The sequence below is a fragment of the Acinetobacter sp. TSRC1-2 genome (assembly GCF_049895885.1).
GTDB lineage: Bacteria > Pseudomonadota > Gammaproteobacteria > Pseudomonadales > Moraxellaceae > Acinetobacter.
This window is the reverse complement of sequence record NZ_JAFCTF010000002.1, coordinates 18,664-38,712: the sequence shown is the minus strand read 5'-3', so window position 1 is coordinate 38,712 and position 20,049 is coordinate 18,664. Positions and strand designations below refer to the sequence as shown.

Here is a 20,049-nt window from a genome sequence, read left to right as displayed (position 1 = left end):
TGATGAAGGTTATTAAGTTGTTTAAGTATTTAATAATATTAAATATATATCCTAGCTATTCTCAAACTAAAATAAGCTAACAAGTGCAAGACTGAAATGAAAATCTCTACTTCTATAGCAAACTGGGAAAATCTTACGAATGACTCTGTTTTTACAGAGAAAAGTGAAGCGTAAGTTAAGTACAAAAATTAATACTATTAACTTGCTTGACCTCTCTTAAAACGATTCCTGATTTCATCGGAATAATCTATATCGAAAAACTCCAGAAAAATAAAATACGGTAAAATCTTTTGCTCAAAAAATTTCCACTTTGTTTTATCACCTGCTTCAATAAGGAGCTCTGGTGCTAGTCCATATGATGGATTTTGCAAAATTGGAATAGGCTCAAACTTTAGAACAACATTTTGCCCTTCAAAAATTTCTAGCTTATCAGTCAAAACATTTTGAAGATAATTTTCCAATTCCTTACGAATATTTCTGGATTTATAGAGCTGCTCATCATCATTTACAGTTTGTTGTATCAATGTCTCTGCCTTAAAGACACACACTAAATCAAGTATAAGATCCTGAGTTTTAAAGTCCTCTTTCCAGAAATATAAAAAATCTGAATAACCATTTAATCCATTAGGTTTCTTAGCTTTTTTATTAAAGATACTAAATAAGTTTTGAAACTGCTCAGCCGTAACCCGCCCCAATTTAGAATTCAAACGTATTTGGGAGCGATACAAAAGAATACTTTGACGTTCGTATTTCTTAAAGTATGACATCGCTTCCGATAGTTGTAGAGAACGTCTATCCCATGATTTCGTCATATCAATACGGCTTGGCCTCAGTATCAGAGTAGCAGGCTCTTCATCCCCTTCTCGCACCCTATATAGCATTCTTGAAGGCAGGTTTTTCTTATGTCTACCACTCTCAACAAATGACTTTAGTTTGATTAGAAGGTGATTTAACTCAGATAGCGAAGTGAAATTTAGATCCTGTTGAAATGTAAAGCCCGTTTTTTCTCCAACCGTAGGTTCTAACTCATTAAAAAAATCAGCTAACACTTGTATGTTTCTTGTTAAATATTTGGCATCTAATGCTTTTATAAGATTTTTATTTCTCCATAAAAACAAAAACTCTAGCCCCAAACGTGTCATTCTTTCTTTCAATTGTAATGATGTTTCTTCTTTTACCCTTGCGCCTGAGGTTCCGAAAAATATGAAAGCTGGTGTTGGCTGATATAATAGCGCCAACATAAATACTTCTATTCTTCTTAATACTTCTAAGCTATTTAATAAATTTCCCATTCTAACGACTGGATTCACGTGCTCGGGAAGGTCTGTACGTCCAAGAGGAAAATTCCTATTTTCTACCCTTAACTCTTCGTAAAGAGTTTCTATAATAATTAAATATTCTTTTGCCCACTTATGCTGCTTGATGCTCGCTTCTAATGCCTTATTATTAACTGGTACCAAATCGTCTAATAAAACACTCTCATTTGTATTTTTTTCAATTTTACGTCGATCACCATGTCTTCTACTATCTGTAATAGAATCATTTGATAGCTTTAAGGTCTTGATCCTTTCATCATCCAGTATTCGATTGAGAATAGCCTCAGCTACACTTTCTATCATTTGATCCTTTTCATCAAATGATATTCCTCCTAAAATATCATTACTATCTTGATCACCTTGGTCAACTGATTGATCTTTTCCGATATCATTCATCATGCTATATCATCGCTTTTACTGTATCTATATCTCAAACACTACCACTACAATTCCCAGCATGTAAACCATTAATTCCCATATATTTTTAGTTAAATTCCCAGGTTTTAAACCATCAATTCCCTCTAGAAGATCAAATTATTTATACACATCTCATCAAGCAAAAATGTCCTTATGCTAAATTTCATGTGTTACTGTTCAACTCACTGATATAAAAAAACCACGCTAAAAAGCATGGTCCTTGTTAAAATTTTTAGTCATTTAATTTAGCCAATCCTTCGCTTTCTGCTATACCACTCGATGATTTTTACAAGCTGCTTCCAATACTGTGCCCTGTATGTGGCATATGGACAAGTTGATGCTCAATTACATTAGGATCGAATAAATTTGGTTAACTAAGGAAAGTACTAAATAGTGACTTAAAACCATGTGTCGTTTTTTGCAATGCATAACCAGAACGCTTAATCACAGTCAAAATTGATTCAATGTGAGTAAAACAAATCAGATAAAGCAACTGGTTGCTCTTTAGCCATTTGATAATAACTACGAAATGACATAAGCGTATCCTCATATATTTGGGGGTATAAATGTGGGTATAATCAAAAAAATATTATTTTAATGTTTTTATTTTCATATGATTAAATTAAAAATATGACTCCCTCTTTCGCCAAATTCGAAAGAACTGCACTCCAAAGCAGTGAAGAAAGGCTTAATTCTAAAGGGATTGAGCCTTTTTTTATTGTCTATAACCCCACATTCGATCTGTCTGAACTGGCGTATCGCTCTAGGTAAGTTTCAATCGTAGCCTCTCGACGATTACGTTAAGAGTGTTTTTATAATCAAAAAAAATTGAAATAGGTCTACTTAAAGCAGCCGAGCAGACCACTTTTCCTGAATAAATGGGATAATATGATCTAACTTAGGCCAAATCTTGGGGATTAATATGAGTTTTTTAAAAAAGAAAAATAAAGCGAGCTTTGTATTCTTTATCATCACACTTTACTCATTTATTGGATTCGGTTTGGGTTATGTCATTTGGGAATACTTTTTATAACTCCATAATTGTTCTCATATTTATTTCTCTGAAACGCCCTAGACCTAGATACAGGATCTTTTTATTTGGGTGGGTGTCCTACATTAAAATTAAAGGGGAGTTTAGTCTTATGGGTATCTTCACTTAGATGCTTATATACAAACACCCCTGTCAAAAGGTCGCCTTCATCTCATTCATATAATTGTTTTATCAATAGAAAATAATGCATTTGGGATTTTTATCTTCGTTCATTTAGCCCTTATAAAAATTCTCAGTTGTTATATTTCTCATTATGAAATCCATATTTTAAATTAGGTATAGGCAAATCTAGTTTCTTTATATTACGTTATAAGCGGTACAAAAAATGCTTGGATTGTACAGAACTTTTATAAGGAAAAATGATGAAAAAAACACTTACAGCACTTTCTTTGAGCCTCGGTTTATTACTGCCCTTTTCAACTTTTGCTAAAAATAATGTGGTGGTGGTGGCCACAGGTGGCACAATTGCAGGTGCAGGTGCCAGTTCCACCAATAGTGCAACCTATACCGCAGCCAAAGTGCCGGTGGATGACTTACTTAAAGCTGTTCCTCAAATTCAGAACCTCGCAAATGTTACAGGTATACAAGCACTTCAAGTTGCTTCGGAAAGCATTACAGACAAAGAACTTTTAACCATTGCACGAAAAGTCAATGAATTGGTGAAAAAGCCAGATGTAAATGGCGTTGTGATCACACATGGTACTGACACCCTAGAAGAAACAGCTTACTTTTTAAGCTTGACCGTTCATACGGATAAACCCATTGTGGTCGTGGGTTCTATGCGCCCACCTTCAGCATTATCTGCGGATGGCCCTTTAAATTTATATAGTGCTGTGGCGCTAGCTGCTGCCGATAATGCAAAAGCTAAAGGCGTTTTTGTGCTCATGAATGATGATATTTTTGCAGCACGCGATGTGACCAAAAGCATTAATATTCACACCAATGGCTTTACTAGTCAGTGGGGTGCATTAGGTACACTGGTCGAAGGTAAAACGTATTGGTTTAGAAATGTCGCAAAACGTTTTAACAATGCGTCCGAATTCAATATTGAAAATATTAAAGGTGATACGTTACCTCTAGTTCAAATTGTCTATGGTTCTGGCAATATGATTCCTGATGCATATACAGCGTATGCAAAAGCTGGGGCAAAAGCCATTATTCATGCAGGTACAGGCAATGGCTCAGTGGCAAAAAATATTGTGCCAACTTTAAATGAGCTACAAAAACAAGGCGTGCAAATTATCCGTTCATCACGTGTGCCACAAGGCTTTGTTTTAAGAAATGCAGAACAGCCCGATGATCAATATAACTGGGTGGTGGCGCATGACTTAAATCCACAGAAAGCAAAACTACTGGCAGCCCTTGCGCTTACCAAAACCCGAGATGCAAAAGAAATTCAGCGCATGTTTTGGGAATATTAATATTTAGATAAACTGAAGAAAGTATCCAGGGATACTTTCTTCATTCATGAAGTTAAAAGTCGTCATCTGTAGCTCTAAAATTTAAAATAACGGCGCATATTTTGAAAATAAATTTAGACCTTCACTCCAGTATTACAAGACTCCATAAAAACTCAAAAAAATATCATCAAGCTGCAATATTCTGCTGATAATAATCATATTACAGAACCTTAGATCGAAGCCTAAAAGCTCATTCAACATATCAAAAACTGCTATTCGGGAGTAAGCATGAATACCAGCGATAACTATGTAAAACAGATCAAGAATGCGAAACGTGGTGGCTATACCCCAACCATTGCCAAAGACATGAATAAACATAAAATTCAGAAAGCTATACGTTTAATAGAACAATGGAGAAAGCTGGCAGATGAACTGAAGCCACAAATGCAAATAGACATGGCTTTAACCTTAGAAGAATGCGCACAAGACTTAGCCCAGATCCTGAGGCCCAAATAAGCATTTTTACCTTTTAAATTCTTTTTGACTTGCCCACCTTTGCGGTGGGTAAGTTATTTTTATCTTAAAGCAGTCAAATCAATCGTTCATTTTTTGGCTTGCGTTTTCAGCAAAATTCGCTATTATTCATCCCACGTTGCCGGCATAGCTCAGTTGGTAGAGCAACTGACTTGTAATCAGTAGGTCCACAGTTCGAATCCGTGTGCCGGCACCATTTTATACTTAGCCTCGCTTTTTAGTGAGGCTTTGTTGTTTTTGGGACTCATCCTTTTTCAGAATATCCAAAAGATCATTATTTATTATTTTTTCGCGCTGATTTGCACATACTTGACCACACCCTCCGCATACAGCTTGTGACATAACTTTGCTGTCATACGAATTTTAAATGCATCCAAATCTGTAGTCTGTGCCGATAATTGCTGCAATTTGTGAAAATAATTTGCAAAACCCTGCAAAACGCCTTTAGATAAATCACGAATTTCAATCTCTGCAAACTCATAGCTCTGCAAGGTTTGCTTCAAGACTAATTCCGTCATTAAATGATTTAAATTCACATCCGCTGCTTTTAATAACCACTGATACTTTTTTTTCTGGAATAAATTTAAATCTAGCCATTTTTCAGACCATATTAAATAATGAAAACCCAATCTGCCCTTTGAATTTAAAACACTCCCCGCTGAATCAAGAAATGAATTTAAATTGGAGTGATAGGCTGCATCGATACACAGCACCACATCAAAGCCAGATTTAAACTGAATCTGTTTTAAATTTAAAAAAGATTGTTGATGAATCGCAGGAAGTTCAGGAAGAAGTTTTTGAATTTGAATCACACAACTGGATTGTAATTCCACGGCTTCAATATTTTGAACATGATATTGCTGCTGCCAATGAACCAGACTTGCGCCTTGCCCACAGCCTAAATCAAGCAATCTGTCCTTTGAGGTTAAATGGACTGCTTGCGCCAACTGACCTGCTAATTGACGACAAGCCTCAGGATAGGAAGATGTTGCATCCTCCCAATAACCCAAATTACTCCAAGCGAGTTCAGCATTATCTCCTAACTGTTTTGCGTTTATCGCATACTTATGTTGTGAAAATTGCTGCTGAATCGTTTGAAGCCATTTCATGTATTAGTAGCCGAGTTGTGGGGCAACCTCAACTTTAGGTTTTAATCCCACAAACGGCAATGGGGCATTAAAAATTTCCGCAATATTCATTGCTGAAGTCACTGCCGATTCTAAAAGTGGCAAACCATCACAAGACCACGAACCACAGTAGAACACTTTACGGTTTAGATCTTTATGACGTTGTTGCAGCTCTTTATTTAAAGCCACTGTTTGTGAGTCCACCACAGCACGATTTAACGTAACGCTGGAAATGACTTTTTTAGGATCAATGTCAGTCACTGGTTGCCAGGTTTGAAACACTGGATTTTTACCGACCAGACTCGGCTCGACCGAATTCAACCATACTGTAAACTGTTGACGGGTAAATTTACGATCCATCATATAACTGAGTACCGCCCAATCTTTACGTTTGGGTGGCATTACGCTTTGGTCAGTGTGAATCACCAATTGACCCTGTTCAAATTTGAATTTCTTTAACAGCGCAATATCATCTACAAATTGTTCATTGTTTAAAAACGTTTCAATTTTATTGGTCGGTGTTGCCACAATGACACGATCAAAGATGCGTTGCTCACCTAGTGCATTTTCAACTAAAACACCATTGTCTTGTTCTTTGACTTGGGTAATGGCAGAACTATTATGAATTTCAATGCCTTCAATCAGCTTGTTTACCAATGCCGGTGTGCCCCCCTGAATACGCAGTAAAGCATCGCCATCGGTTAATTGACGCAAGAAGGTCAATAAAGGCTTTGCAGGCCATTCGCCAATGGTTTTTGGGTTACAGGTACAAATGGTATAGAGCACCGGCATCACTGCGCCATGCCAGAATACTTCTTCAATATCATTATTATTTATAAATTCGGCCAGGGTAATATCCTGATTCTTGGATTTGAAGAATCTGGCGATAGCAGCTTTCAGTTGCAGCATGCCTTTGACCAGGCGCCAACCGTATTGTTGAAGCCCTTTACGGTTGTTAATAATTGGGAAATTACCAATACGGCTACGAGTGGTGGTTAACCATGTTTCAGTGCGGTCTTCAAACAACCAGCTGCATGCCATATAAGTACGGACAGGGAAAGTGGGTATACCCAAATAGGTCGCCAGACTCAGGGTGTTTTTCCACAAATGAGGATTCATTACACGCAAGGGTGCATCAATTAAGCCGCCTTCAAATTCAATGCTATGGCTATCCATACCACGTCCAGGCAATGCTTCAAAAATAGTTATGCTATGCCCTGCATCTTTAAGAATTCTGGCGGTAGCTAGCCCAGCCATGCCACTACCAATAACTGCAATATCCAAAATTATTATCCGTCAGTTACATATAAGATTCTTGAAATTATGAACCAAGCGAGATTAAAAGGGGGTATTAAAATATTCCAGAATATGTTTTTTTAACAAAAGTCATCATCAAGAATATCAGTAAAATTTTTACATTTTTTTACATAGAAAAAACCCTAAATAAAAACAATAAATTATCATAATTTTTTCTAACTAACCTTAAAACTTGTTAAAAAAAAGACATATATATTAACCAATATTATAACAGTCGTTTTACAAAAGCCTAAAGTATCACTATCATACCTCACCTAACAAATTGAATATCAGATCACACTTTTAACACCCCATAACTATGCAAATGCTGTAAAAACAAGAAAATTTATTTCGCAAAAAGCCCCTAAGTATTTTAGGGGCTTCTTTATTTCTTATATGATCAAGGAATGGCCAAAATTAACTGGTAACCGGAATCTCACCAAACTTGCCGCTATTAAAATCATTAAAAGCTTGCACGATTTCATCCTTGGTATTCATCACGAAGGGACCATAGCCTTGAATGGGCTCATTCAAAGGTTGACCAGTCAGCACCAAAAATTTACTGTCTTTAATCGCCTGTAATTGAATATTGGCTTCACCATCTTGAGCAAACATGACAATGGAACTGTCTTGAACATACTGCGTTCCGTTCAACTGCATTTCACCGGATAGCACCACAATCAATACATTGTGATCGACCGGTACATGAATGTGATGAATATGTTCTGCTGTTAATTCACCATCCCAGACATTTACAGGACTATAAGTAGAGGCAGGGCCGCTATGTTCTGTATCACCCTGTATATAGCGCCCTGCAATCACGCGAATATGCCCGGCACTCTCGTCAAGTTCAATGACCGGAATCTCTTGTGCTTGAATGGCCTGATATTTAGGAGGGGTCATTTTATCTGCCGCAGGCAAATTCACCCAAAGCTGCACCATTTCAAACAATCCACCATTTTTAGCGAATTCTTCAGAGTGAAACTCTTCATGCATCAAACCTGCACCTGCAGTCATCCACTGTACATCACCAGTTTTAATCTGGCCGCCACCGCCTGCTGAATCTTTGTGAGTCACCCCGCCTTGATAAGCCAGCGTCACCGTTTCAAAACCACGATGCGGATGTGAACCCACGCCATGCTGCTGCGTAGTCGGGCTAAAATGATACGGTGCTGCGTAATCCAAGAGCAAAAATGGGCTAATCGCCTGACCTAAGCGGTCGTAGGAAAACAGGTTTTTAACCGGGAAACCATCTCCGACCCAATGCATGTTCTGGTTACGGTAAACACCAATAATTTTTTTCATTTCAAAGCTCCTATCACTAGGAAATAATATGGATTTATCTTAGAACTTTTAAAGTCACCAGCCTAGCGCATGAGCAATATACAGCGTCCCAGGAATGGGATAATTCTATTTTTATACTCAAAAAGAATACAAAAAATAGATCATTTTTATTAATCTGCTGAGGCTACTCATCCTATGATGATGCTTCCCCCTTTCATACACTTCACGTTTTTTACTGTAAGACATAATGAAAATACTCACAAGCTGAGGTCAGCGTTTTATGCTCGATCCATCAGCCTCCATAATGATTAAAAAGAGGACTACAAAAATGGGCAAACCCTATGTTCGTTTAGATAAAGATAATGCAGCAGTTTTACTGGTCGACCATCAAACTGGATTACTGTCATTGGTTCGTGATATCGATCCGGATAAATTCAAAAATAATGTTTTAGCATTAGCTGCCTTAGCTCAATATTTTAATCTTCCCACCATTCTAACCACCAGTTTTGAAAACGGGCCCAATGGGCCTCTGGTTCCGGAACTGAAAGAAATGTTTCCGGATGCGCCCTATATTGCACGTCCAGGTCAAATTAATGCTTGGGACAATGAAGATTTCGTCAAAGCAGTAAAAGCCACAGGTAAGAAACAGCTGATTATTGCCGGTGTGGTAACTGAAGTCTGTGTGGCTTTCCCTGCACTTTCTGCACTGGAAGAAGATTTTGAGGTATTCGTGATTACCGATGCTTCCGGTACATTCAATCCTTTAACCCGTGACTCGGCATGGAATCGTATGTCCAATGCGGGTGCGCAATTGATGACTTGGTTTGGTGCGGCATGTGAATTACATCGCGACTGGCGTAATGATGTGGAAGGTTTGGGCGCATTGTTCTCGAATCACATTCCTGATTATCGCAACCTAATTCATAGTTACAACCAACACAGCACTCAAAAATAAGATTTTTCCTTATAAATAAGCGATCTTCGGATCGCTTTTTATTTTGTTTTACAACCTCCTTCTTTTTATCTTTTTTCAGCCACAATAAAGAGTTCTTTACCCAGTTTGAGCATGATTTATACATTCATTTGATGATGATTATTAATTTTTCTGGTGGTGAAATATGGTGGATTTAGTGCAACAATTGATGCCAGCAATCTCATCAAATCAAATTTCAAACATAGTTCGCGGCATACAAAAATCACAATATTATTGGCATTTGAACAACCGTACGCATGATGAAGTCATTGATATTCCGCTGCAAACACGGATTAAAATTAATCATTTTGCCGGAGTCTCCATGCAGAAGAAGATCAACATCTGGTGATGGAAAAACTGATTAATTATCTGGTCGAAGGTTTAAGAGATTTAGCCAAAGACCATTCAGGTTATGCGCTTTAAATTAACAGATGAAGCAAATAAAAAATCCAGAAACAAAGTCCTGGATTTTTTGTGAGAGCATTTTAACTTAAAATTAAATCTTACCAATCAAGTCAATGGAAGGAGCAAGTGTAGCATCACCTTCTTTCCATTTCGCCGGACATACTTCACCTGGATGTGCATGTACATACTGCGCTGCTTTCACTTTACGTAGAAGCTCTTGAGCGTCACGACCAATACCACCGGCATTGATCTCAATAATCTGGATTTTGCCTTCAGGATCAATCACAAAAGTACCACGGTCTGCCAAACCTTCAGACTCAATTAAAACTTCAAAGTTTTTCGCCAAAGTCCAGGTTGGATCGCCGATCATTGGATATTGGATTTTCTTGATTTCTTCAGAACTGTCATGCCAAGCCTTATGGGTAAAGTGGGTATCGGTAGAAATTGAATAAATCTCAACACCCATTTTTTGGAATTCAGCATAGTTATCCGCCAAATCACCGAGTTCTGTTGGACAAACAAAAGTGAAGTCTGCAGGATAGAAGAACACCACCGACCATTTACCGATCATGTCTTTTTCAGACACTGCAATAAATTCACCGTTTTTGTAAGCTGTTGCATTGAATGGTTTTACTTCAGTATTGATTAAACTCATGAGATATTCCTCTCGCTGATTTCTGGGATCGCTTATCTTGTGAAGCTAGAATACGAAAGTTTCTCAAATAGGTAAAACCGTACTTTTTTATAAAAACAATCGAAAAAGTAGATTTAATATTTCTATGGAGTTTTTAAAAGTGATTGTTTTAGACAATAAAAAACCCTCTGCAATGAGAGGGCTTTGAAGATGACTTGCCGTTTTAATGCAATTAGAACGGTAAATCGTCATCTAGATCAGCAGGTGCAGCTACAGGAGCAGCAGGTGCTGATTGCGGTACTTTTGGCTGGAAAGCAGACGGATTATTGTTTGCATAACCGCCTTGCTGGTTGTTATTAAAACCAGCACCTTGATTATTGCCATAACCGCCTTGGTTATTACTGTTGTTATTATTGTTGTTATAACCGCCGCCTTGGTTGTTGTTGAAACGTGGTTGGTTATAACCCGCGTTTTCACCACCCGCAGCTTGTTCACCTTGCTGACGGTTGCTATCTAGCATTTGCATTTGTTCACCACGAATTTCTGTGGTGTAACGTTCCTGACCGCTTTGGTCTGTCCACTGACGTGTACGCAATGAACCTTCGATATAAACTTTAGAACCTTTACGTAGATATTGCTGTGCAATTTCACCTAAGCGGTTATGCAGCACAATACGATGCCATTCAGTTTGTTCTTTACGCTCACCGGTATTTTTGTCAGTCCACGAATCGCTGGTTGCAATTGAAAACTGAGTAAGAGAACCACCATTCGGAAAAGTTTTGGTTTCAGGATCTTTACCTAAAGTTCCGACTAAAATTACTTTATTAACACCACGCATCAGACGTACACTTCCTATTTATTTCTATATTTTACTTTATAAGAGTTATGCTTAAATGGCTATATCTTTACCTAACAACTGCGTTAAATCTTTTCGCGCAGCTTCATTTATAAGCTGCTTATCAATTTTAACATAAGCAAATTGCTGATCAGACATCACCACAACCTCTTCAATACCACGAATTGCCAAAAGTTGAGAAGTCCACTCATCCGTTTGTTTGGTCTCAGGTAAACGCAAGACCAAAGATGAAAGATAGCGCGGTTGGGCCAAGCCAAAACTGATCAATAACCAGACAATAGCGATACCACTTAAGATACTCCAACCCAAGGCCGTATTATTTAGTAACAAGAGTTGACCACCAATCATGCCACCAAAAAATGCCCCTAAAAACTGACTGCTGGCATTCACACCCATCGCTGTGGCTTTAGACTGAATCGGTGCGGATTTAGAGAGCCAAGAAGGCAACAAAGCTTCCATCACGTTAAAGGCAATAAAGAAGAATCCCAAACCTGCCAATAAAATATATTTGGATTCATAGCCAAAAATCAGTACCAGTAAACCCAGAATAATTCCACCAATCGCGGTCAGGAAAATGCCGCGCATTTTGCGATATTTTTCCGCCAAAATAATGCTTGGAAAAGCAAAAAACAGGCTGATGATCAGTAAGGGTAAATACACCAGACCATGACTGGCCAATGGAATATCAGCGACCTGAATCAACTGTGATGGCATATAAATAAACATCGCGGTCAGCAACAAATGCAGCGCAAACACTGAAACATGCAAGCGGTTTAAATCGCCCATTTTCAGCACCTGTTTCAATTGTGCCACATAACCTTGCTGATAATTTTTATGATGACGGGTTACTTTGGGAACCAGCAGCAACATGGAAATTGCCGCCAAGCCCATAATGGTGGTCACCCAGAACAGTCCAGAAATACCCACTAGACTCGTGAGCCAAGGTCCAAGACTGAAGGCGAGCATAAAAGAGAACCCAATACTCATCCCCATCACAGCCATAGCTTTGCTGCGCTGCTCTTCACGGGTGACATCTGCCAATAGTGCCATGACTACCGCAGAAACTGCACCACCACCGGCAATCGCACGACCAATAATCACGCCATAAATGGTTTCAGACATCGCGGCAATTGCACCACCGAGTGCAAACAACAATAGGCCTAAAACGACCAGAGGCTTACGGCTAAAACGGTCAGCCAGCAAGCTAAATGGAATTTGTAAAATGGCTTGGGTTAAACCATATACACCCACCGCCAAACCAATCAGCGCAGGCGTTGCACCTTGATATGACTGCCCTGCTACAGAAAAAACAGGAATAATCATGAACAAGCCCAACATACGCAGTGCAAAAATACTGCTTAAGGCAAAGGTTGAACGGCGTTCTAAAGCATTCATCATATCAATAAGCTTAGGTTTATGAGTTTAATTTCGATGGGCTATCCTACAACATTCATGTTATGGATGTTGATTTATTCAAAGATCAGCCACTATAAAAAAGGGCGCATTTTATGCGCCCCTATTGTAACCGTTTTTCTTAAAAAACCATTAACCGATCCGTTCTTGACGCTTACTATATTGAATGGATGCAATGACTGCCCAGACAATAAACGCGACCCCAATTAAACCCGTCACCACTTCTGGTATGTGTAAGCCTGCCCCACTCGCCAGCATAATGAATGCCAAAGCACCAATCGCATAATGCGCGCCATGCTCAAGGAAAATATAAGCATCCAGTGTGCCTTTTTCGACCAGATAAATGGTCATTGAACGCACGAACATTGCACCAATGGCAAGACCGAGCATAATGATTACGACATCGGATGTAATCGCAAAAGCACCGATTACCCCATCAAAACTGAACGACGCATCAAGTACTTCAAGGTAAAGAAAACCACCAAAACCGGCTTTAATCACACCTGTAGATGCCCCACTGGCATCATGTGCCACAGCATTGCCCTGTTCATCAATTTCAGGTTCACCGCCTAACAAGTGGCTCAGTACTTGAACCCCAATGTAAACGACGATACCCCAGATCCCTGCCATAGTCACAGCTAAACGCGCAGTGTCATCTACATTTGCCGCCATGATCAGTAAGCCAACCAGTGAAAGGAATACTGACATTGCCGGTACATTGGCCAGATTAGACAAACGTGCCTCAAGCCATCTAAACCAGTGGGTATCTTTCTCACTATCCAGGAAGAAATTCAGGAACACGAGCAATAAGAATGAGCCACCAAATGCCGCAATTTCAGCATGATGTGCCATCAGTTTTGCTGAATAACTAATCGGATCATTGATCGCCATTTTCACGACTTCAAGCATGCCCATGTCCGCAGTGACTGCAACAATCACAATCGGGAACACCAGACGCATGCCAAATACAGCAATAACAATACCGACGGTTAAGAAAATCATTTTCCAGAAATGATCCCAACCACGTAGTACCGAGGCATTGACCACGGCATTATCGAAAGAAAGTGACACTTCCATCACTGCTAAAATAGTAGTAATGGTGAGCGCCGTGAACATGGTCTTTAAACCTGCTTCTGGGCCATGCGTAAAGCCCCAATATGCAGATATAGCCAGACACACGATCGTAAAAATGATTGAGAAACCAAAATGTTTCATCATGATAGATCGACCTATGAACAAATATGTATGGAGAGTAAATTCGGTAAAACTTAAAAATAGCAGCTTAAGATTTTATGCGCACAATTATGACGCCTTTTTAACATTAATCCAAAATTCTTCGTATGATTTTTTTTGAAGATAGAACCACGCTTTGGGCTGCTGGATATCTTCAGGTGAAAACTCTTGTTATAGTCCTGCCTTCTGTAAATTCTTCTTTTAATATCGACAGGATGATGAGATGAGCTTTTCTCAAGAGGTTTGGCAGCGAAATCTGGATTTATATCAAAAAACTTTAGCCCTGCCATTTAACCAGGAACTTGCACGAGGGACTTTGAGCAAAGAGGTTTTTAGTCATTATGTGATTCAGGATGCACATTATTTACTGGCATATGGTCGCGCACTGGCAGTCTGTGCTGCCAAAGCCTTTGAAGCTGATGACGTGATTCAGTTTGCGGAAGCTGCCAGAATTGCCATTGTGGTTGAACGCAGTCTACATGATGGTTTTATGCAGGAATTTGATATCACCAAAAAAGAATTTGAATCAACTCCACTTACCTTGGCTTGTCATCATTACACTTCATTTTTAACCGCGACGGCATGGTCTGAAAGCTACCCGGTGGTGTTGGCTTCTTTACTTCCGTGTTTCTGGATTTATGCAGAAGTAGGTAAAGATATTGTCAAAAATTCTATAGAAAATAATCCGTACCAAGCTTGGGTCGATACCTATTCGGGCGAAGAATTCAATGAGGCTGTACGCAACGTGATTACCACCATTGATAAAGTCGCAGCGCGTTGTGATGCCGATACGCTTGAGAAAATGCATCAGGCTTATACTCAAGCCGCTAAACTGGAATGGTTGTTCTGGGATAGCGCCTATGATCAACGCCAGTGGTTAGGTTTAGATGAATAGACTTTTTTTCATAAATCATTTTTCAATCACTATTAAGTCATTCTTAAAGTCAAAATTAAAAATAGATTTTAGCGAGTCATGAGTGTGGCATGGATGCCACACGTTTCCCATCACGACAAGGATGTCGTGTATGGGAAACAAAAGGTTTTTGTCTACTTTTGACCTTTCAAAAGTAGAGCTAATGCCTACGCAAAGGTATAGAAATTGAATCAATTAAATAAGGCAGTGCTGATTTTAAAGAACCTAATATTGAACATTTTTTGACTTATACAACTTATCTAATAATCAGTCATAAAAAATATATTGTTCAATTTATGTTTTTAACAAGTGAAAATCCGTCAAAAAGATTATTTAAGTCTTCCCTTAAACTCCTTTCATAAAGCATAGGTGGGGAGGAATTTGTTTTTTACTGCTGAAAAAACTGCCAGCCATAAATCAATCCTGCCGCAGCCACAATCCAGCATAGCGTTGCTAGACCTAGGCACGACCACATCGACATTTTGGTTGCCAATACATACACCAAGAGTAAATAAATAAAATATGGAATAAGCGACCATAAACCGAATAATGCGGTTTTACGCAACGCTTCTGCGCCCTGTTGTTGTGACACAATCACATGTGCAATCAACGCAAAAGTTGGAAATAAAGGAACCAAGCCTGCAATATAAAAAGCTTTACTCTTGGAAAGGATAGAAATAATTAGAACAACGGCTGCCCCTAAACTACATTTTAAAAATAAAGCCAGCATCCCTCTCCATCCGAACAGATCAATTGATTGAATCGCATAGTCTACGCCGCAAAATATCTTTCACTTAAATTAAATTCACCACAATTAAAGCAATCAATGCCGGCACTGCCTGAATATAAATGATCTTTTTACTGGCGGTGATACTCCCATAAATTCCGGCAACCAGAACACAGCCTAAAAAGAAATTGGCCAGTGCAGTCGCATAAGCTTCAGGTGCAAACAGGGACCAGATTAACCCGGCTGCCAGAAAACCGTTATATAAGCCCTGATTTTGCGCCAAAACTTTGGTCAATTTTGCCTTTTCTGCATTATTACCAAAGGCTTTCATTCCCATCGGTTTATCCCACAGGAACATTTCCAGAATCAAGAAATAAACATGTAATAATGCAATCAGTGCGATTAAAATTTTGGCGATCATGGTTTTCATTTCCCTTTTTTATTTTCATGCTCTTGTACGGTGATTTTTACTTTTTTAGCACTCTCTTATTTAACACGATTCACATTAAAAGTAACTTATTCAGACTTGTGAGTCTCACTAAAGCTCGCTACAGTCTTATAAAATTTAACTAAATTCATTCAGCCGACACATTATGTCGTTAAAAAACGATTTTATTCAGCTTGAACAAAATTAAATCGCTATCATATATAACCTTCAATTTGCACATTACCGAGATGTTTTATGAGCCAAAGTCATATCCGTATTCGAGGCGCACGTACCCATAACTTAAAAAATGTGTCACTCGATATTCCACGCGACAAATTCGTGGTCATTACGGGACTCTCAGGCTCTGGTAAATCTTCCTTAGCTTTTGACACCTTATATGCTGAAGGTCAGCGCCGTTATGTGGAATCACTTTCTGCCTATGCGCGCCAGTTCCTCTCGCAAATGGAAAAACCAGAAGTCGATTCCATTGAAGGTTTAAGTCCAGCGATTGCAATTGAACAGAAATCTACCAGTCATAATCCACGTTCAACTGTGGGAACAATCACCGAAATTTACGACTATTTACGTCTTTTATATGCCCGTGTCGGAACACCATATTGTCCTGAACATGATCTACCGATGGTGGCACAAACCATTTCAGAAATGGTGGATGCGGTTAAAGGTTTGGAGGAAGGCACCGCTTTAATGCTGCTTGCACCTGTGGTACGTGAGCGTAAAGGTGAATATACCCATCTGTTTGAACAACTGCAAAGTCAGGGTTTTGTCCGTGCGCGTGTAGATGGTGAAGTGATTGATATTGACACTCCACCTGAACTGGATAAAAAGAAAAAACATACCATTGAAGTGGTGGTCGACCGTTTTAAAGTCCGTGATGATTTGGGTAACCGCATTGCCGAATCTTTTGAAACTGCGCTGCGTTTAGGTGGCGACATCGCGATTTTATCGTGGATGAAAGATGAACAGGCAGATCGTGTATTTTCTGCAAAACACTCTTGTCCTGAATGTGACCGAGCTGTAGCCGAACTTGAGCCGCGTTTATTCTCCTTCAACAATCCATTTGGTGCCTGCCCGGTCTGTGATGGTTTGGGTACCCGCAGTCATTTTAGTGCTGAAAAACTGATTCCAAACAATGAAGTTTCAATTAGCCAGGGCGCGATTCGTGGTTGGGACAGACAACGTCCGTATTACTACAGCATGATCGAAAAAGTCGCAGCACATTTTGGCTTTTCTTTAGATACACCGTGGAATGAACTGGATACCGATACCAAAAAGAAATTTCTTTATGGAACGGGCAAAGAAAAAATTGATTTAAGTTATATCGATGAACGTGGTCGCAAACATAATCGAGTCATTCCTTTTGAAGGGATTTTACCGCATCTGGAACGTCGCTACCGTGAAACTGAATCGAATTATGTCCGTGATGATTTAGCGCAGTATTTATCTAATGCTGCATGTGATGCCTGTGATGGCTCGCGTCTGAATGAAATTTCACGTAACGTCCGGGTTAAAGACAAAACCATCGCGCAAATTACCAAAATGTCGATTGGCGATGCCGAAAATTACTATCAGGATTTAAACCTTGAAGGTGCCAAAGGCGAAATTGCCGACAAGATTTTTAAAGAAATTCGTGAGCGTTTGCACTTCCTCGTTTCTGTTGGTTTGAACTATTTAAGTCTGTCGCGTTCTGCCGAAACCTTATCAGGCGGTGAAGCACAGCGTATCCGTTTGGCTTCGCAAATTGGTGCAGGCTTGATGGGTGTGATGTATGTCCTCGATGAACCGTCGATTGGTTTGCATCAGCGTGATAATGACCGTCTGCTTGAAACTCTGGTTCGCCTGCGGGATTTAGGAAACACAGTTTTAGTCGTTGAACATGATGAAGATGCCATTCGTGCCGCTGACCACATTATTGATATTGGTCCGGGTGCGGGTGTACACGGGGGGCATATTATTGCCGAAGGGACGTATGAAGAAATTTTGGCAAACCCTGACTCGCTTACTGGACAATATTTATCAGGCAAGTTAAAAATTGAAGTGCCGAAAGTCCGAACTCAACCGCCAAAACCGGAAGAAAAAATCAAGTTGATGGGTGCTGCAGGTCATAACCTACAGAATGTTGATTTAACCATTCCTTTGGGCGTGATGACCTGTGTCACCGGTGTCTCGGGTTCAGGTAAATCGACCCTGATTAACCGTACATTGTTACCGCTTGCTGCAACGCAATTGAACGGCGCAACCACCTTAACTGCTGAAAAATTTGATTCGATTGATGGCTTACAGTTCCTTGATAAAGTCGTAGATATCGACCAAAGCCCGATTGGACGTACGCCACGCTCTAACCCTGCGACTTATACCGGTTTGTTCACCCCGATTCGTGAATTGTTTGCGCAAACGCCTGAAGCCAAAGCACGCGGTTATGCTGCAGGTCGTTTCTCGTTTAACGTGAAAGGTGGTCGTTGTGAGGCCTGTGAAGGCGATGGCATGATTAAGGTTGCAATGCACTTCTTACCAGATATGTACGTACCGTGTGATGCCTGTCACGGCGACCGTTATAACCGTGAAACGCTAGAAGTCGGTTATAAAGGTAAAAATATTTCCGATGTTTTGGGCATGACTGTTGAAGATGCAATGCATTTCTTCGAAGCCATTCCAGTGATTCACCGTCGTTTAGAGACTTTGACTCATGTCGGTTTGGGTTATATCCGTTTAGGCCAGTCTGCGACAACTTTGTCTGGTGGTGAAGCACAACGTGTGAAATTGGCACGTGAATTGGCCAAGCGTGATACGGGTAAAACCTTATATATTTTAGATGAACCGACCACCGGTCTGCATTTCCACGATATTGCCAAGTTGCTCGATATTTTGCATCAGCTGCGTGATAAGGGTAATACCATTGTGGTCATTGAGCACAATCTGGACGTGATTAAAACGGCAGACTGGGTGATTGATTTAGGTCCTGAAGGTGGCGCTGGTGGCGGGATGATTATTGCCGAAGGTACACCTGAAGAAATGGTGAAATCTAAAGTTTCACATACAGCGAAGTTCTTGAAGCCGTTGTTGAAGTAAAAATCTCCCCCTAGCCCCCTCTTTGTAAGAGGGGGAATTCTCTCCTTTCGTAAAGGAGGGTGAGGGAGGATTAAAAAATAAATATAATCTTAAATTTGTTGGGGAAATCATGCGGTTTTCAGAAAGATATGGATATAAACCTGTTCGTGACATTATTCAAAAAGAAAGTGTGGATGATCATTTAAGAAATGGGATTTGGAGCGTTTTTCATCTATGTTTGTGGAGTAAAATTTCGCATCCCTCTTCTAGTTACTCATATACAAAAAATTCGAATCTAAATAACTTAATAAATAAATATTGGTTCAATTTTTTTAAAAAACCTAACGATACGATTCCGCTTCGTTCTCATGAATCAATTACTATCATCAGAAATCTATTTTTTAAATTTGAATGGCATACTATTTATAGTTTTATTGAAGAAACTTTAGAAAATTATCCAACCCAATATTGTGAAAAAAAAGAAAAATTCATTGAACAAATTAATCAGATATTAGAAAGAGAAAATAGTGCATATCGAATCATAAATGACGAAATCATTCCAATCACTTCCGAACAAGAAATCCAATCCATCGAAGAAGCCTTAGAAAATACAAATCCATATTCAGGCGTTCAACAACATTTGAATCAAGCTTTGAAATTGCTCTCAGATCGACAAAATCCGGATTACCGGAATTCAATTAAAGAGTCTATCAGTGCTGTTGAGTCTATTTGTAAAATTGTCACCAATGAAGATAAAGCAACACTTGGAAAGACACTAAAAATCATTGAAGATAAACATGGACTACATGCAGCATTAAAAGGTAGTTTAAGTCAACTTTATGGCTATACCTCTGATGCTGATGGTATCCGCCATGCCATGCTTGAAGAATCTAATCTTTCTTATATCGACGCAAAATTTATGTTGGTTGCTTGTACCAACTTTATTAATTATTTAATTGAAAAAACTAAATAAATAC

18 protein-coding genes, 1 tRNA gene and 1 pseudogene are annotated in these 20,049 nt (G+C 39.3%); 9 read left to right on the top strand and 11 right to left on the bottom strand.

All coding sequences use genetic code 11. From position 1 onward, the window contains the following. Window positions 1-197: 197 nt before the first annotated feature. Both ACP69Y_RS03160 and ACP69Y_RS03155 read right to left on the bottom strand, forming a co-directional pair. The gene (locus ACP69Y_RS03160) at window positions 198-1,715 is read right to left on the bottom strand and encodes a hypothetical protein (protein ID WP_425916131.1); all 1,518 of its coding nucleotides are present in this window, start codon (window positions 1,713-1,715) and stop codon (window positions 198-200) included. 263 nt (window positions 1,716-1,978) lie between these two features. Continuing rightward, window positions 1,979-2,196: pseudogene (locus ACP69Y_RS03155) on the bottom strand (tyrosine-type recombinase/integrase); the annotation flags it as partial. A 459-nt stretch (window positions 2,197-2,655) separates the two neighbouring features. Here ACP69Y_RS03155 and ACP69Y_RS03150 point away from each other — a divergent pair. The 4 genes from ACP69Y_RS03150 (at window position 2,656) to ACP69Y_RS03135 (ending at window position 4,914) form a co-directional block, all read left to right on the top strand. After that, window positions 2,656-2,766, top strand: a complete 111-nt coding sequence (locus ACP69Y_RS03150; RefSeq protein ID WP_131215275.1) for a hypothetical protein — start codon at window positions 2,656-2,658, stop codon at window positions 2,764-2,766. Window positions 2,767-3,146: 380 nt separating this feature from the next. Beyond that, window positions 3,147-4,205, top strand: a complete 1,059-nt coding sequence (locus ACP69Y_RS03145; RefSeq protein WP_425916129.1) for a type II asparaginase — start codon at window positions 3,147-3,149, stop codon at window positions 4,203-4,205. 267 nt (window positions 4,206-4,472) lie between these two features. Then, window positions 4,473-4,700, top strand: coding sequence for a hypothetical protein (locus ACP69Y_RS03140; RefSeq protein ID WP_131215281.1), 228 nt, complete (start codon window positions 4,473-4,475; stop codon window positions 4,698-4,700). A gap of 138 nt (window positions 4,701-4,838) precedes the next feature. Further along, window positions 4,839-4,914, top strand: a tRNA-Thr gene (locus tag ACP69Y_RS03135). Between the two features lie 85 nt (window positions 4,915-4,999). Here ACP69Y_RS03135 and ACP69Y_RS03130 read toward each other — a convergent pair. From ACP69Y_RS03130 to ACP69Y_RS03120, 3 genes are all read right to left on the bottom strand, one after another. Further along, complete coding sequence (locus tag ACP69Y_RS03130; RefSeq protein ID WP_425916127.1) at window positions 5,000-5,827, bottom strand: SAM-dependent methyltransferase; 828 nt, start codon at window positions 5,825-5,827, stop codon at window positions 5,000-5,002. Between the two features lie 3 nt (window positions 5,828-5,830). Continuing rightward, a complete protein-coding gene (locus ACP69Y_RS03125) occupies window positions 5,831-7,129 on the bottom strand; it encodes an FAD-dependent oxidoreductase (RefSeq protein ID WP_425916125.1) in 1,299 nt (432 codons plus the stop codon). 429 nt (window positions 7,130-7,558) lie between these two features. After that, entirely contained in the window at window positions 7,559-8,446 is an 888-nt protein-coding gene (locus tag ACP69Y_RS03120) for a pirin family protein (RefSeq protein ID WP_425916123.1), read from the bottom strand. A gap of 307 nt (window positions 8,447-8,753) precedes the next feature. Between ACP69Y_RS03120 and ycaC the strand changes: the two genes are divergently transcribed. Further along, on the top strand, window positions 8,754-9,380 hold the full coding sequence (gene ycaC / locus ACP69Y_RS03115; protein WP_425916121.1) for an isochorismate family cysteine hydrolase YcaC: 627 nt from the start codon (window positions 8,754-8,756) through the stop codon (window positions 9,378-9,380). A 163-nt stretch (window positions 9,381-9,543) separates the two neighbouring features. Next, window positions 9,544-9,747, top strand: a complete 204-nt coding sequence (locus tag ACP69Y_RS03110) for a hypothetical protein (protein ID WP_425916120.1) — start codon at window positions 9,544-9,546, stop codon at window positions 9,745-9,747. 147 nt (window positions 9,748-9,894) lie between these two features. On the opposite strand, the gene ahpC is transcribed toward ACP69Y_RS03110, so the two are convergent. The 4 genes from ahpC to ACP69Y_RS03090 all read right to left on the bottom strand — a co-directional run bounded on the left by ahpC (window position 9,895) and on the right by ACP69Y_RS03090 (window position 13,924). Beyond that, window positions 9,895-10,458, bottom strand: coding sequence for an alkyl hydroperoxide reductase subunit C (gene ahpC, locus ACP69Y_RS03105; RefSeq protein ID WP_425916118.1), 564 nt, complete (start codon window positions 10,456-10,458; stop codon window positions 9,895-9,897). A gap of 211 nt (window positions 10,459-10,669) precedes the next feature. Beyond that, window positions 10,670-11,275, bottom strand: coding sequence for a single-stranded DNA-binding protein (gene ssb / locus ACP69Y_RS03100; RefSeq protein WP_425916116.1), 606 nt, complete (start codon window positions 11,273-11,275; stop codon window positions 10,670-10,672). Between the two features lie 51 nt (window positions 11,276-11,326). Then, window positions 11,327-12,691 carry an MFS transporter gene (locus ACP69Y_RS03095; protein ID WP_425916114.1) on the bottom strand — a complete coding sequence of 455 codons (1,365 nt, stop codon included), beginning with the start codon at window positions 12,689-12,691 and terminating at the stop codon, window positions 11,327-11,329. Between the two features lie 147 nt (window positions 12,692-12,838). Next, window positions 12,839-13,924: a DUF475 domain-containing protein gene (locus tag ACP69Y_RS03090; protein ID WP_425916112.1), complete on the bottom strand. Its 1,086-nt coding sequence runs from the start codon at window positions 13,922-13,924 to the stop codon at window positions 12,839-12,841. A 238-nt stretch (window positions 13,925-14,162) separates the two neighbouring features. On the opposite strand from ACP69Y_RS03090, the gene tenA reads away from it, so the two are divergent. Beyond that, the gene (gene tenA / locus ACP69Y_RS03085) at window positions 14,163-14,834 is read left to right on the top strand and encodes a thiaminase II (protein WP_425916110.1); all 672 of its coding nucleotides are present in this window, start codon (window positions 14,163-14,165) and stop codon (window positions 14,832-14,834) included. 406 nt (window positions 14,835-15,240) lie between these two features. On the opposite strand, the gene ACP69Y_RS03080 is transcribed toward tenA, so the two are convergent. Further along, a complete protein-coding gene (locus tag ACP69Y_RS03080; protein WP_425916108.1) occupies window positions 15,241-15,582 on the bottom strand; it encodes a GlpM family protein in 342 nt (113 codons plus the stop codon). Between the two features lie 64 nt (window positions 15,583-15,646). Continuing rightward, a complete protein-coding gene (locus tag ACP69Y_RS03075; RefSeq protein WP_425916106.1) occupies window positions 15,647-16,000 on the bottom strand; it encodes a DUF1304 domain-containing protein in 354 nt (117 codons plus the stop codon). A 261-nt stretch (window positions 16,001-16,261) separates the two neighbouring features. Here ACP69Y_RS03075 and uvrA point away from each other — a divergent pair, with 261 nt between their 5' ends. Together uvrA and ACP69Y_RS03065 are read left to right on the top strand one after the other, a co-directional pair. Then, window positions 16,262-19,093: an excinuclease ABC subunit UvrA gene (gene uvrA / locus ACP69Y_RS03070; protein ID WP_425916104.1), complete on the top strand. Its 2,832-nt coding sequence runs from the start codon at window positions 16,262-16,264 to the stop codon at window positions 19,091-19,093. A gap of 109 nt (window positions 19,094-19,202) precedes the next feature. Further along, the gene (locus ACP69Y_RS03065) at window positions 19,203-20,045 is read left to right on the top strand and encodes an AbiJ-NTD4 domain-containing protein (protein ID WP_425916102.1); all 843 of its coding nucleotides are present in this window, start codon (window positions 19,203-19,205) and stop codon (window positions 20,043-20,045) included. Window positions 20,046-20,049 lie beyond the last annotated feature (4 nt).

Bases quoted from the DNA above. Each gene is read 5' to 3' on its own strand.
- ACP69Y_RS03160 (WP_425916131.1), bottom strand. From the start codon at position 1,715: ATGATGAATGATATCGGAAAAGATCAATCAGTTGACCAAGGTGATCAA.
- ACP69Y_RS03150 (WP_131215275.1), top strand. From the start codon at position 2,656: ATGAGTTTTTTAAAAAAGAAAAATAAAGCGAGCTTTGTATTCTTTATC.
- ACP69Y_RS03145 (WP_425916129.1), top strand. From the start codon at position 3,147: ATGAAAAAAACACTTACAGCACTTTCTTTGAGCCTCGGTTTATTACTG.
- ACP69Y_RS03140 (WP_131215281.1), top strand. From the start codon at position 4,473: ATGAATACCAGCGATAACTATGTAAAACAGATCAAGAATGCGAAACGT.
- ACP69Y_RS03130 (WP_425916127.1), bottom strand. From the start codon at position 5,827: ATGAAATGGCTTCAAACGATTCAGCAGCAATTTTCACAACATAAGTAT.
- ACP69Y_RS03120 (WP_425916123.1), bottom strand. From the start codon at position 8,446: ATGAAAAAAATTATTGGTGTTTACCGTAACCAGAACATGCATTGGGTC.
- ycaC (WP_425916121.1), top strand. From the start codon at position 8,754: ATGGGCAAACCCTATGTTCGTTTAGATAAAGATAATGCAGCAGTTTTA.
- ACP69Y_RS03110 (WP_425916120.1), top strand. From the start codon at position 9,544: ATGGTGGATTTAGTGCAACAATTGATGCCAGCAATCTCATCAAATCAA.
- ahpC (WP_425916118.1), bottom strand. From the start codon at position 10,458: ATGAGTTTAATCAATACTGAAGTAAAACCATTCAATGCAACAGCTTAC.
- ssb (WP_425916116.1), bottom strand. From the start codon at position 11,275: ATGCGTGGTGTTAATAAAGTAATTTTAGTCGGAACTTTAGGTAAAGAT.
- ACP69Y_RS03095 (WP_425916114.1), bottom strand. From the start codon at position 12,691: ATGATGAATGCTTTAGAACGCCGTTCAACCTTTGCCTTAAGCAGTATT.
- ACP69Y_RS03090 (WP_425916112.1), bottom strand. From the start codon at position 13,924: ATGATGAAACATTTTGGTTTCTCAATCATTTTTACGATCGTGTGTCTG.
- tenA (WP_425916110.1), top strand. From the start codon at position 14,163: ATGAGCTTTTCTCAAGAGGTTTGGCAGCGAAATCTGGATTTATATCAA.
- ACP69Y_RS03080 (WP_425916108.1), bottom strand. From the start codon at position 15,582: ATGCTGGCTTTATTTTTAAAATGTAGTTTAGGGGCAGCCGTTGTTCTA.
- ACP69Y_RS03075 (WP_425916106.1), bottom strand. From the start codon at position 16,000: ATGATCGCCAAAATTTTAATCGCACTGATTGCATTATTACATGTTTAT.
- uvrA (WP_425916104.1), top strand. From the start codon at position 16,262: ATGAGCCAAAGTCATATCCGTATTCGAGGCGCACGTACCCATAACTTA.
- ACP69Y_RS03065 (WP_425916102.1), top strand. From the start codon at position 19,203: ATGCGGTTTTCAGAAAGATATGGATATAAACCTGTTCGTGACATTATT.